Genomic DNA, 12,283 nt, shown 5'->3' on the forward strand with positions numbered 1-12,283 from the left:
GAAAGTCCTTCGCCGCGTGCGGAAGCGCGCGTCGGCCGGGATAACGGGCATTGCGGGCAACGATCGGCGCGACGGCCCGCGTGTTCTGAGACACGAACAATTCGAGCGGCCTCGTATAGATCTCCTTCCATCGGCTCACGGATGGTCCCGCCGATAGAAATCGAGGTCCCGAGGATCATGAACAACTGGTTTCACGGTAAATTCGGCGTTCAGTTTATCGGCGCGAGCCAGGATTGTTCTTCCCGCACGACAGAGACGCGTGACGACCGCTCGGCCGTGCGCCGCGGCCGCGCGCTGCCCGCCGCCGCGAAGCTCGGCCTCGCTGCGGCCTGTGCCCTGGGGCTGGCGGCCTGCGTCACGCCGCAGGAGCGCCACGCGCTGGATCAGAACCAGTGCTACGCCTTCGGCTTCGAGCCCGGCACCGACGGCTTCGCCGAGTGCATGATGGGCCTTCACCAGCAGCGCGCCGTCGCCCAGTCCAACAGCAACCTGTACTGGCAGGCTCAGCTCGCCGAGCAGAACCGCCGCCGCGAGGCCCAGCAGGACCTCTACAAGGTGATGAGCCTGCAGCGCACCGGCGACCCGCGCTTCCCCGTCTGCGGCGCCTCCTCGGACGGCGGCATGGATCGCCGGACCATGACTTGGTACGGCCCGAACTGCCGCGCCCGCTGATCCGGATCGAGGGAGGTCCCCATGTCCGACATGACGACGCGCGGCCCGCGCAACCCGAGCCGGATCATCTTCGTGACGGTGGCCCTGTTCGGCAGCACCGTCGGGTTCGCGACCGCCAGCCTGGCCTGGTTCACGCTGGCTGTCCTCGGCTCCGCCGCGCTGACCTGCGCGGGCTACGGCCTGATCCGGCGGCGGCTCGGCTGGAAGCCGCTGAGCGGCGAGTACCTGTCCAACCTCGTCTACGTGCTGATCCCGTACTAGGCGGACACCGCGCACGCCCCGCGGACGCGCCGCGGGGCTCATCGGCGGGCGGCGCAGGTCCACGAAGGCCTGGCCGCGCCGCGCCCCCATCCCCCATACCGCTCCGCCTCCGAGGCCGCCATGACGCTCGCCCTCATCATCACCGGCTTCCTGATCGTGAACTTCGCGATGGCCGGCTTCTTCTCCCTCGTGGCCCTGTGGGCCGACTGAGCCGCGTCGCTACGGCGCGCCGACGCAGTTGGCGTAGAAGGTCGTGGTCGCGGGCCAGTCGGAGAAGACCCCCAGCACGCCGACCTGTCCGTGCAGGACGTCGAGCAGCCGCAGGATGTCGCCGTCGCCGGTGACCACCGGCTTGATCGACTGGTAATAGTACCCGCCGCCGCCCTTCAGCGGGCCGGAGCGCTCCAGCGACCACGCGATCAGCCCCAGCCCGGCCGCCTTGGCCTCCCGGGCGTAGGTCGAGGGCTCGATCGTCCCGTCCGGCCCCGGCCGGACCAGCATCCACAGCGGCGGCGCCAGGATCTTCACGCCCTTCCGGGCGAGTTCGGCCATGCCGGGCTGCCACGTTGCGGGCTTCTCCGGGTCGAAGCCCTTCGCGGTCTCGTCCCGGTCGTCGAGGAAGACCGCCTGACGGCCGAACTCCGGATCCTTCTCCAGCCAGTAGAGGATGTCGCGCAGCTGGAAGCTCTGCGGGTAGACGTCGGAGGCCGGGATCCCGGCCTCTTTGTACTCGTCGACCAGCTGCTGGGCGTACATGTCCTGCGTGTAGGTGCCCTGGAACGGCATCGGGACCTGGGGCGCCTTCAGCTCGGGGGTGAACTTCCGCCCCATCCCCTTCACCAGCGCGATGTACTCCCTGTGCGACATCAGCGTGCCGCTGCCGGCGTAGAGGTCGGTGCGCCAGCGCGGCGTCGCGTTCATGTAGGCCGCCACCGTGGTGGCGTCCGGGTCGGACGCGTCCATCTTCCCGTTCAGCGACTTGAACTCGTCCAGCGTCAGGTCGCTGGTGCAGCACTTGGCCGAGGCCTTCCGCCCGGTGGCCGGATCGGCCGGCGTGAAGCCCTGCGTGCACTTCGCCGCGAGGTCGGGTCGGGCCAGGATATCGGTGGTCGTGTGCAGGTCGCACTGGCTGTGGCGGCAGACGAGCTGGCGGTCCCTGGTGAAGGCCACGTCGCACTCGATGATCCCGGCACCCATCCGGTACGCGGCGAGCAGGCCCTCCCGTGTGTGTTCGGGGAACATCAGCGGCGCGCCGCGGTGCGAGATCGAGAAGGTCCGGGGCGTGTAGGTCCGGTCGACGCCGCAGGCGGCGAGCCTGTCCTTGAGCGGCCCGGGCTTCAGCTGGTCGACGAGGTAGAAGGGCCGGGGACCGAGCTGGGCGGCCTCGCCGGCGAGCGCGGGGCCCGCCCCCAGAAGCAGCCCCAGCCCCAACATCATCGCACGCATCGCGAACCTCCCGTTTCAGGCCGCCGGTAGAGGGGGACGGTGACAGGGGCGTGACCCTCGACCTCGCCGACTCGGGCGGCCGCATGGTAGCGGACGCCGATGACCGCGCCTGCAGGAATCCCGTCCCGACCGACGCCCCGTTCCGCCGCGACGATCGCGGGCGTCGGCGCGATCGCGCTTTGGTCGCTGCTCGCCCTCTTCACCGCCGCCTCGGGCGCGATGCCGCCCTTCCAGCTCGCCGCCACGACCTTCCTGATCGGCGCGGTCTGCGGATGCGTTGCCTGGATCGCCCGGCCCGCCCGCGCCCGCGCGCTGATCCAGCCCTGGCCGGTCTGGATCCTCGGGGTCGGCGGCCTGTTCGGTTACCACGCCCTCTATTTCAGCGCCCTGCGCCTCGCGCCACCGGCCGAGGCCGGGCTGATCAGCTACCTGTGGCCCCTGCTCATCGTCCTGTTCTCGGCGCGCCTGCCCGAGGCCGGCGGGCTGCGCCCGGGTCATCTGATCGGTGCGCTCCTCGGCCTCGCCGGGATCGCGGTGCTGTTCGCCGGCCGGGGCGATCTCGGCTTCGCCGCGGGAGCCCTGCCGGGCTACGCCGTCGCCCTGGCGGCGGCGTTCGTCTGGGCCGGTTACTCGGTCCTTTCGGCCCGCGTCGGGCAGGTCCCGACCGACGCCGTCGCGGGCTTCTGCCTGGTCACCGCGGCGCTGAGCCTCGCCTGCCACCTGGCTTTCGAGACGACGATCTGGCCCGCCGACGCCGCGCAGTGGGGCGCCGTGCTGCTGCTCGGACTGGGGCCGGTCGGCGCCGCCTTCTACCTCTGGGATATCGGCTGCAAGCACGGCGACGTCCGGCTGCTCGGCGTCATCGCCTACGCCGCGCCGGTCCTCTCGACGCTGATCCTGGTGGTGACCGGCTATGCCAGCCCCGGACCGGGCCTCGCGCTCGCCTGCCTGCTGATCGTGGCCGGCGCGCTGACGGCGGTGCGCGCCTCGCGGGCGTCGCCGAAGCCGGTCTAGCCCCGCGGCGTCGGCCGCCAGTCGGGCGGCGCCATCTCGAAGCCGGCGAAGTCGAACCCCGGCGAGACCGTGCAGCCGACGAGGGTCCAGGCGCCCAGGCTGGTGGCGGTCTGCCAGTGGCCGGCCGGCACGACGCATTGCGGGCGCTGCCCGGCGGCGAGGTCCGGCCCGAGATGCTGCGCCGCCGCGTCGTGACCGTTCGGGCTGGTGGTGATCACGAGCGGCGCGCCGGCATGCCAGTGCCAGATCTCCGCGGCGTCGACCCGGTGCCACGCGGAGACCTCGCCGAGATCGAGCAGGAAGTAGATCGCTGTGCCGACCGAGCGCCCGTCGACGGTGCGGGGATCGCGGAACGTCTCGCGATAATGGCCGCCCTCGGGATGGGGCTTCAACCCCAGGGTCGCGATCACCTCGGCTGCCGTCATGTCCAGCTCCCTGTCGGTCCCGGCCGCGCGAATCGTCCGCGGCTTGCCGGCACTTGGCACCGATGCTACCGGCCGAAAACCCCGCAAGGTCCGAGAACGATGCCGAGCCCGACCGTCCGTCTTCACCGCGGCGACCTGCCCGCCAGCTACGACGCGGGCCGGGCGGTGGCCATCGACACCGAGACGCTCGGGCTCAACCCGCATCGGGACCGCCTCTGCGTGGTGCAGCTCTCCACCGGCGACGGCACCGCCGACGTGGTCCAGATCCCGCAAGCCGGGCCGGAGCCGGTCGTGCTCAAGCGGGTCCTGGCCGATCCCGGGATCCTGAAGATCTTCCACTTCGCGCGGTTCGACGTGGCGGTCCTGTACAGGGCCCTCGGGGTGATGCCGAGCCCGGTCTACTGCACCAAGATCGCCTCGAAGCTCGCGCGCACCTACACGGACCGCCACGGGCTGAAGGACGTGGTCCGCGAACTGGTCGGCGTCGACCTGTCGAAGCAGCAGCAATCCTCGGACTGGGGCGCCGAGACCCTGTCGCAGGCCCAGCTCGACTACGCGGCCTCGGACGTCCTCCACCTCCACGCGGCCCGGGAGCGGCTCGACGCCATGCTGGCCCGGGAAGGCCGCACCGACCTCGCGGCCGCCTGTTTCGGCTTCCTGCCGACGCGGGCCCGCCTCGACCTCGACGGCTGGCCCGAGACCGACATCTTCGCGCACACCTGAGAGTCGCGAGGATCCCGCACACTTCCTGTGCGGGGTGAGACTTTCCTGTCACCGCACCGCGATGTGTCGCTGGTAGGTTGTGGCTGCCTGGGCTTGCGAGCCCCGGCCAGGCCCTCCTCGCCGGTCACCCACCCGATCAGGCCGGCGAGGAGGGTCCGTCGCCGTCAGGTCAGGCTCCGCGGGCCCGACGGCGTCGTGATCCGGGCGGTCCAGCGCGGGCCCGGGCCCGCCACGACCCGCGGCGGGTCGGCGAGGCCGAGCGCGGCGTGAAGCCCCGCGACGGCGTCGGGATCCGGGTGCGTCAGGACGAGCGCCTCCAGATCGGCGCCGAGATCCGGCATCGTCGCGGCGGGGTTGCCGCGCGGCCCCCAATCCATCGCGCAGGGCGCGGCGCCGTCCGCCGGCCACGCCCCGCCCGGGGGTACCGCGAAGCGCCAGGACAGGTCGCCGCGGGTCATCGTCGCCGCCGCGCCGAGGAGCGCGCCGTGGGCGGCGAGAACGCCGTCGAGATCGTCCGCGCGGGCGACGAAGCCGCGCAGCCGCCGGCCCGCATCCCAGTCCGCCCGCACCCGTGCGGCGTCGCCGAGGCCGAACCAGCGGGCGCCCGACGGCGGCGGCGCCTCGGGATCGACGGCGATCACCTCCAGGAACAGGGCGTCGCCGAGGCGCAGGAGGTGGTTGCGCGTGCCCATCTCGCGGTGGCGGCCGCCCTCCGGCATGGCGAGGCCGAGGCAGTTCCGGACATGCGCCACGCCCTCCGCGAGATCGGGCGCGACGACGACGAGGTGGTCGAGGGTGAGCATCGGGCGGGCTCCGTGTGACCGCCGGCTTCGGCGCGGTCGCCGGACCTTCCCCCGGGCCGCGCGGGTCCCGAGCCGGCCTTCGCGCTGACGGGCGCATCGGGATCGGGCGGGGATGGATAACGCCGGAGTGGCCGCAAGAAGAAGGCCGGAGCCCCCTGCGAGAGGCCCCGGCCCGGGAGAGGGTGCCGGGCCGGGCGTCGCGCCCGGCCCCTGTCACATCACAGCGAGTAGTACTGCACGAACTCGATCGGGTGCGGGGTCATCTCGTAGCGCAGCACCTCGGTCATCTTCAGCTCGATGAACGAGTCGATCTGGTCGTCCGAGAACACGCCGCCCTCCTTGAGGAAGGCCCGGTCCTTGTCGAGGCTGTTCAGGGCCTCGCGCAGCGAGCCGCACACGGTCGGGATCTTCTTGAGCTCCCGCGGCGGCAGCTCGTACAGGTCCTTGTCCATGGCCGGGCCCGGGTCGATCTTGTTCCGGATACCGTCGAGGCCGGCCATCAGCAGCGCCGAGAAGGCGAGGTAGGGGTTGGCCATCGGGTCGGGGAAGCGGACCTCGACGCGCTTGGCCTTCGGGCTCTTGGTCCACGGGATGCGGCAGGAGGCCGAGCGGTTGCGCGCCGAGTAGGCGAGCAGCACCGGCGCCTCGTAGCCCGGCACGAGCCGCTTGTACGAGTTGGTCGACGGATTGGTGAAGGCGTTGAGCGCCTTGGCGTGCTTGATGATGCCGCCGATGTACCAGAGGCACTCCTGGGACAGGCCGGCATACTTGTCGCCGGCGAAGACCGGCTTGCCGTCCTTCCAGATCGACTGGTGGACGTGCATGCCCGAGCCGTTGTCGCCGTAGACGGGCTTCGGCATGAACGTCGCCGACTTGCCGTAGCTCTGCGCGACGTTGTGGATGCAGTACTTGTAGATCTGCATGTGGTCGGCGAGCAGGGTCAGCGTGTCGAACTTCATGCCGAGCTCGTGCTGGGCCGAAGCCACCTCGTGGTGGTGCTTCTCGACCTTCACGCCCATGGACTGCATGGCCGCGAGCATCTCGCCGCGCATGTCCTGCGCCGAATCCTGCGGCGGCACCGGGAAATAGCCGCCCTTGGTCTGCACCCGGTGGCCGAGGTTGCCGCCCTCATAGTCGGTGAAGCCGTTGGTCGGCAGCTCGGTGGAGTCGAGCTCGAAGCCGGTGCGGTACGGGTCGGCGCCGAACTTGACGTCGTCGAACACGAAGAACTCGGCCTCGGGGCCGACATAGATCGTGTCGCCGATGCCGGTCTGCTGCAGGTAAGCCTCGGCGCGCTTGGCGGTGCCGCGCGGATCGCGGCCGTAGGGCTCGCCGGTCGCCGGCTCGAGCACGTCGCAGACGATCGACATGGTCGCGGCCGAGAAGAACGGGTCCAGCGTGGCGGTCACCGGATCCGGCATCAGCAACATGTCGGACTCGTTGATCGCCTTCCAGCCGGCGATCGAGGAACCGTCGAACATGGTGCCTTCGTCGAAGATCTCCTCGTCGATGAGCGACACGTCGAACGTGACGTGCTGCCACTTGCCGCGCGGGTCGGTGAACCGGAAGTCCACGTAACGCACGTCGTTGTCCCGGATCGTCTTCAGCACCTCGGCCGCAGTGGTCATCGTGGGCATCCTCCAGGGATCTCTGAACCGTCTCTCGTGGCGCACCCGAACGCGGTCGCGCGCGCCGGCCGGCGGCGCTTGATATCCGGCGCGGGCGTGCCTTGCCACCCGCCGGGGATCGGAATCGGTTGCCGGATAGAGCGATCAGTCTGTTCTCGCGCCCGATCTCGCAAGCGTGATCGGGCCGCACCGTTTCTAGGGCACCGTTGTTCTCCGGCAATGGCCTTCCTGGCACGATCCATGCAAAGGCGGCTGCGGCCGTCTGAGAGGCGGCAAGCCGTTCGCGTTGCCCAGGGTTACCCCGGTCGCGCATCGATACGGACGAGAGAACCGGAATGACCAAATATAAGCTCGAGTACATATGGCTCGACGGGTACACGCCGACCCCGAATCTCCGCGGTAAGACGCAGATCAAGGAATTCGACAGCTTCCCGACCCTCGAGCAGCTCCCGATGTGGGGCTTCGACGGCTCGTCCACCAAGCAGGCCGAGGGCGGCAGCTCCGACTGCATGCTGAAGCCCGTGCGCCACTTCCCCGACCCGGCCCGCAAGAACGGCGTGCTGGTGATGTGCGAAGTGATGATGCCGGACGGCGTGACCCCGCACGAGTCCAACAAGCGCGCCACCATCCTGGACGATGCCGGCGCCTGGTTCGGCTTCGAGCAGGAGTACTTCCTGTACAAGGACGGCCGCCCGCTCGGCTTCCCAGCCTCCGGCTACCCGGCGCCGCAGGGCCCGTACTACACCGGCGTCGGCTACTCGAACGTCGGCGACGTCGCCCGCAAGATCGTCGAGGAGCACCTCGACCTCTGCCTCGATGCCGGCATCAACCACGAGGGCATCAACGCCGAGGTGGCCAAGGGCCAGTGGGAATTCCAGATCTTCGGCAAGGGCTCCAAGAAGGCCGCCGACGAGATGTGGATGGCCCGCTACCTCCTGCAGCGCCTCTGCGAGAAGTACGGCATCGACGTCGAGTACCACTGCAAGCCGCTCGGCGACACCGACTGGAACGGGTCGGGCATGCACTGCAACTTCTCGACCGCGTTCATGCGCGAGCACGGCGGCAAGGCCTATTTCGAGAAGCTCATGGAGGCGTTCAAGAACGCCCGCGAGGAGCACATCGCCGTCTACGGTCCGGACAACCACATGCGCCTGACCGGCAAGCACGAGACCGCCTCGATCCACGAGTTCTCGTACGGCGTGGCCGACCGCGGCGCCTCGATCCGCGTGCCGCACTCCTTCGTCAACAACGGCTACAAGGGCTACCTGGAAGACCGCCGTCCGAACTCGCAGGGCGACCCCTACCAGATCGCCTCGCAGGTGCTGAAGACGATCGCTTCCGTGCCGACCGAGGCCGCCGCAGCCGCGTGAGACGCGGGGGGAGGCGCCCAGTCTCCCGACAGAGCTAGCGAAGCCGGGCCCTCGGGTCCGGCTTCGCCGTTTCCGGGGCGATGGACTCCCGGGCTAACGCCCTCATTCCGAGCTGCCTGAGCGCGCCCCAGGCCTCGAACGAGGCCTCAGGGGCCGGACTGCTCGGCAGAGTGCTCCTTCGCGGCCCCCTGGGGCGGGCACCTCAGGATGGGGAGCTGGGGCAGGCGGCCCGGTCGAGCTTGTTCGAGGGTTGCGGGGGGCGGCGCCATCGCGCCCCACGCCTCCGCCTCAGGGACGTCGCGGGCGCTCGTCCTCGCGGATGGCGGCTTCGTGGTACCAGGCGCCCCCGCCGAAGCTCGGCACGGACGCGGGTTTCGCGTTCGGAACCGCCCGGGCGGTCTCGCGCGCGCGTCGGAACGCGGACAGATCGTAGATCTTGGCGGTCTCGCGCGGGTCCGTGGCGGCCATCGCACTTCCTCCTGCATCGGGTTCAAGCGGCCGATCGGGCCGACCGTTCCCGATGATGTGGGGTGCGGAAGACGGCGCTCCAGAGTCGGAAACGCCGATGCCGGACATTCGCGCAGTGCGAAATCTTGGGCAGGTGTCGTGGAATAACGGGTCGCCGGCGGTCCCGGGACCGCGCGGGGATCTGTCAGATCGCGTCCGTGCCGGTCTCGCCGGTGCGGATGCGGATCGCTTCCTCGATCGTCGAGACGAAGATCTTGCCGTCGCCGATGCGGCCGGTCTGGGCCGACTTGCGGATCGCCTCGACGGCGCCCTCGACCAGAGCGTCGGACAGGACGATCTCCAGCTTCACCTTGGGCAGGAAGTCGACCACGTACTCGGCGCCCCGGTAGAGCTCCGTGTGGCCCTTCTGACGGCCGAACCCCTTCGCCTCGATGACGGTGATGCCCTGGAGACCGACCTCCTGGAGCGCCTCCTTCACTTCGTCGAGCTTGAAAGGCTTGATGATCGCTTCGATCTTCTTCATGCCGCTCGGGCCTGCGCTGCGGTGCCTGGCATTTCTAACATCCTCGTGACGCCTTCGCCATGCCGTTTTCGCGGCGTGTCCGACCTTAGTGCCTATTTGCTGTGCGTTTCACGCACATCCTTAGGGCGCCTCGCCGGAATCTGGCGCGGTTTTGGTCATGTCTGATCGGTGCACGGGCACACTCGGAGGCGGACATGCGCTTGCTGACGGTCGCGGCAATGAGGCGGGTCGATGCGGCGGCAATCGACGGCGGCGTCCCGGGCCTGACCCTGATGGAGGCGGCCGGGGCCGCCGTGGCCACCCGCGCCCGGGCCCGCCTGCCGGCGGGCGGCCGGGTCGTCGTCCTGTGCGGGCCGGGCAACAACGGCGGCGACGGCTTCGTGGCCGCGCGCCTGCTGGCCGAAGCCGGCTACGCCGTCGACCTCCTCTGCCTCGGCGCGGTGTCGGCGCTGACAGGCGACGCCGCGCTGGCGGCCGAGGCCTGGACGGGGCCGGTGCGCGCGGCCGAGGGCGGCGCGCTGCCGTCCTGCGACCTCGTGATCGACGCCCTGTTCGGGGCCGGCCTGTCGCGCGACCTCGACGGTGCCGCCCGCGCCCTCGTCGAGACGGTGAACCGCGCCGGGGTGCCGGTGCTCGCGGTCGATGTGCCGAGCGGGGTCGACGGCGACACCGGCGCGGTGCGCGGCGCCGCCATCCGGGCAGTGGAGACCGTGACCTTCGTGACCTTCAAGCCGGGACACCTGCTCCAGCCCGGGCGGAGCCTCTGCGGCCAGCTCAGCCTCGCCGATATCGGGACCGGCCCGGCGGCGCTGGAGGCCGGCCTGGCCGCCTGCGCGCCCCTCGACCGGAACGGGCCCGCCCTGTGGGGCCGGGACTTCCCGCACCTCACCGGCGCGAGCCACAAGTACACCCGCGGCCACGCCCTGGTCCTGTCCGGGCCCGCCACCAAGACCGGCGCCGCCCGGCTCGCCGCCCGCGGTGCCCTGCGGGTCGGCGCCGGGCTCGTTACCGTCGCGTCCCCGGTCGCCGCGCTGGCTGAGAACGCCGCCCACCTCACGGCGATCATGCTGCGGCCCTGCGAGAGCGCCGACGACCTCGACGACCTGCTCACCGACGAGCGGCTGAACGTGATCCTGGCCGGACCCGGGCTCGGCACCGGCGAGCCGACCCGGGAGCGCGTTGCCGTGGCGGCGGCGGCCGGGCGCGGCCTCGTCCTCGACGCCGACGCGCTGACGAGCTTCGCCGGGAAGGCGCCCCTGCTCGCCGCCCATCTCGCCGACGGCGATGCGCGGGCCGTGCTGACACCGCATGCCGGCGAGTTCGCGCGGCTCTTCGACGGGACGGACGCGGTGGTGGAGGGGGCCGACAAGGTGGCGCGGGCCCGCGCGGCGGCCGCGCTCACCGGCGCCGTGGTGGTCTTCAAGGGGGCCGATACGGTGATCGCGGCCCCCGACGGCCGTGCGGCCATCAACGACCACGGCAGCCCCTATCTCGGGACGGCCGGGTCCGGGGACGTCCTCGGGGGCCTGATCGCCGGCCTGCTGGCGCAGGGCATGGAGCCCTTCGCGGCCGCCGCGGCCGGCGTCTGGCTCCACGGGGATGCCGGCCTGCGCCACGGGCCGGGCCTGATTGCCGAGGATATCCCCGAGCTGATGCCGGCGGTGCTGCGCGACCTCGTCGCGTCGACCGGCGGCTGACCGCTCAGGTGACCTCGAACATCGTCCAGAGGCCGGTGTCGAACCGCTCCAGCACCGTGGCGCTGATCAGCCAGCGCCCCGGATTGTCCGCCAGGAACCCGATCCGGGCTGTGCGGCCCTCCAGCAGCTGAAAGGTGTCGAGCCAGTAGGGCTCCCAGCCGTCGTCCAAGGGATGGAGCAGGCGGAAGCAGTGGCCGTGCAGGTGCAGGGCCTGCGGGAAGGCGGTCTCGTTGCGCAGGGCCAGCACCACCACCTGGCCGCGCTTCACCGAGAAGATCGGCGCGAGGCCGGCGGCGCCGCTCGCGCCGTTCACCGACCAGATCTTCTGCGGGTCGCCCGTGTAGACGGGGTCGGGCGCGGGGGCGTCCTTGGCCCCGTCCTTACCCTTCGGCACGAAGGCGCCGCCGGTGATCACCACGTCGCGGCGCAGGGCGTTCTGGAGCTTGATCTCGGCCGGCAGGCGCTTGTTCTCGCCGATCGGCCCGATCGGGGGCCGCTTCTCGGTGATCCTGGCACCCTTGGTGACGACGCTCGCCAGGACCAGGCCCTTGCCGATCAGCGCGTGGATCTCGCAGGTGGCGCCTTCCTCCTCCGGCAGGTCGACGAGCAGGTCGTAGCGGGTGCCGGGCGGGAAGGGGAGGGTGGCCCGCAGGGGCTCGAACGTGTCGGTGGGCTGGCCGTCGACCGCCGCCACGTAGACCTTCACGCCCTCGAACTTGATGCGCGTCGCCCGGGCGTTGCAGGCATTGCCGAGGCGCAGGCGGATACGGGACCCCGGCCGGGCCTCGAAGGCGCCCGGCACCGGCTTGCCGTTGACGGTCACGAGGTTGCCGAGGCGGCCGTGCGCGGCGGCGAGCGCCGTCTGCCCGAACGGCATCAGGGTGCCGTCGTCCTGGAGCCGCCAGTCCTGCAGCACGACGCTGACGTCGGCGTCGACCGCGGGCGGGTTCGTCTCCTCGACGACCAGCATGCCCGCGAGCCCGCGGCCCGACGGCTCGCTCGCCCCGCCGACGACCAGGGGCCGGATCAGGTAGGAGCCGGCATCCGGCGGCGTGAAAGTGTAGAGGAAGTCGCCGCCCGGCGGGATCGGCGCCTGGGTCACCCCGCCGACGCCGTCCATGGCGTTGACGTTGCGCACCCCGTGCCAGTGCAGCGACAGCGCCCTGTCGGTCCGGTTCTCCACCTTGAGGCGTACCGCCTGCCCGAGCTTCACGCGGATGACGGGCGGCAGGGCCTTGCCGTCGAAGCACCAG

Annotated in this window: 13 protein-coding genes; 6 read left to right on the forward strand and 7 right to left on the reverse strand. The window is 71.1% G+C overall.

Annotation, left to right across the window (positions count from 1 at the left end; all coding sequences use genetic code 11):
• Positions 1-276: 276 nt before the first annotated feature.
• Positions 277-672 carry a hypothetical protein gene (locus tag ME121_RS31235; protein ID WP_245337834.1) on the forward strand — a complete coding sequence of 132 codons (396 nt, stop codon included), beginning with the start codon at positions 277-279 and terminating at the stop codon, positions 670-672.
• Positions 673-693: 21 nt separating this feature from the next.
• Entirely contained in the window at positions 694-933 is a 240-nt protein-coding gene (locus tag ME121_RS31240) for a hypothetical protein (RefSeq protein WP_043074928.1), read from the forward strand.
• Between the two features lie 219 nt (positions 934-1,152).
• Here the strand turns inward: ME121_RS31240 and ME121_RS31245 are convergent, their stop codons facing one another.
• The gene (locus ME121_RS31245) at positions 1,153-2,379 is read right to left on the reverse strand and encodes a glycerophosphodiester phosphodiesterase family protein (protein ID WP_029361388.1); all 1,227 of its coding nucleotides are present in this window, start codon (positions 2,377-2,379) and stop codon (positions 1,153-1,155) included.
• A 99-nt stretch (positions 2,380-2,478) separates the two neighbouring features.
• Between ME121_RS31245 and yddG the strand changes: the two genes are divergently transcribed.
• Complete coding sequence (gene yddG / locus ME121_RS31250) at positions 2,479-3,393, forward strand: aromatic amino acid exporter YddG (RefSeq protein ID WP_012322026.1); 915 nt, start codon at positions 2,479-2,481, stop codon at positions 3,391-3,393.
• Here the strand turns inward: yddG and ME121_RS31255 are convergent.
• A complete protein-coding gene (locus ME121_RS31255) occupies positions 3,390-3,818 on the reverse strand; it encodes a cupin domain-containing protein (protein ID WP_012322027.1) in 429 nt (142 codons plus the stop codon). The two genes, yddG and ME121_RS31255, sit on opposite strands and share 4 nt — an antisense overlap.
• 99 nt (positions 3,819-3,917) lie before the next feature.
• On the opposite strand from ME121_RS31255, the gene ME121_RS31260 reads away from it, so the two are divergent.
• Entirely contained in the window at positions 3,918-4,541 is a 624-nt protein-coding gene (locus ME121_RS31260) for a ribonuclease D (protein ID WP_012322028.1), read from the forward strand.
• A 164-nt stretch (positions 4,542-4,705) separates the two neighbouring features.
• On the opposite strand, the gene ME121_RS31265 is transcribed toward ME121_RS31260, so the two are convergent.
• Together ME121_RS31265 and glnA are read right to left on the reverse strand one after the other, a co-directional pair.
• Positions 4,706-5,344, reverse strand: a complete 639-nt coding sequence (locus ME121_RS31265; protein WP_059410221.1) for a VOC family protein — start codon at positions 5,342-5,344, stop codon at positions 4,706-4,708.
• 218 nt (positions 5,345-5,562) lie between these two features.
• On the reverse strand, positions 5,563-6,972 hold the full coding sequence (gene glnA, locus ME121_RS31270) for a type I glutamate--ammonia ligase (protein ID WP_012322030.1): 1,410 nt from the start codon (positions 6,970-6,972) through the stop codon (positions 5,563-5,565).
• A gap of 335 nt (positions 6,973-7,307) precedes the next feature.
• Here glnA and ME121_RS31275 point away from each other — a divergent pair, with 335 nt between their 5' ends.
• On the forward strand, positions 7,308-8,342 hold the full coding sequence (locus ME121_RS31275) for a glutamine synthetase beta-grasp domain-containing protein (protein ID WP_012322031.1): 1,035 nt from the start codon (positions 7,308-7,310) through the stop codon (positions 8,340-8,342).
• A gap of 288 nt (positions 8,343-8,630) precedes the next feature.
• On the opposite strand, the gene ME121_RS31280 is transcribed toward ME121_RS31275, so the two are convergent.
• The gene (locus tag ME121_RS31280) at positions 8,631-8,810 is read right to left on the reverse strand and encodes a DUF2735 domain-containing protein (RefSeq protein ID WP_024828283.1); all 180 of its coding nucleotides are present in this window, start codon (positions 8,808-8,810) and stop codon (positions 8,631-8,633) included.
• 184 nt (positions 8,811-8,994) lie between these two features.
• On the reverse strand, positions 8,995-9,333 hold the full coding sequence (locus ME121_RS31285) for a P-II family nitrogen regulator (RefSeq protein WP_003600526.1): 339 nt from the start codon (positions 9,331-9,333) through the stop codon (positions 8,995-8,997).
• 194 nt (positions 9,334-9,527) lie between these two features.
• Here ME121_RS31285 and ME121_RS31290 point away from each other — a divergent pair, with 194 nt between their 5' ends.
• Positions 9,528-11,030 (forward strand): bifunctional ADP-dependent NAD(P)H-hydrate dehydratase/NAD(P)H-hydrate epimerase, encoded by a 1,503-nt coding sequence (locus ME121_RS31290; RefSeq protein ID WP_059410222.1) that lies wholly within the window; start codon positions 9,528-9,530, stop codon positions 11,028-11,030.
• Positions 11,031-11,034: 4 nt separating this feature from the next.
• Here ME121_RS31290 and ME121_RS31295 read toward each other — a convergent pair.
• The coding region (locus tag ME121_RS31295) for a multicopper oxidase family protein (RefSeq protein ID WP_059410223.1) at positions 11,035-12,283 on the reverse strand (1,249 nt) is incomplete at its 5' end.

Source organism: Methylobacterium sp. ME121, assembly GCF_000974725.1.
GTDB classification, from domain to species: Bacteria; Pseudomonadota; Alphaproteobacteria; order Rhizobiales; family Beijerinckiaceae; genus Methylobacterium; species Methylobacterium radiotolerans.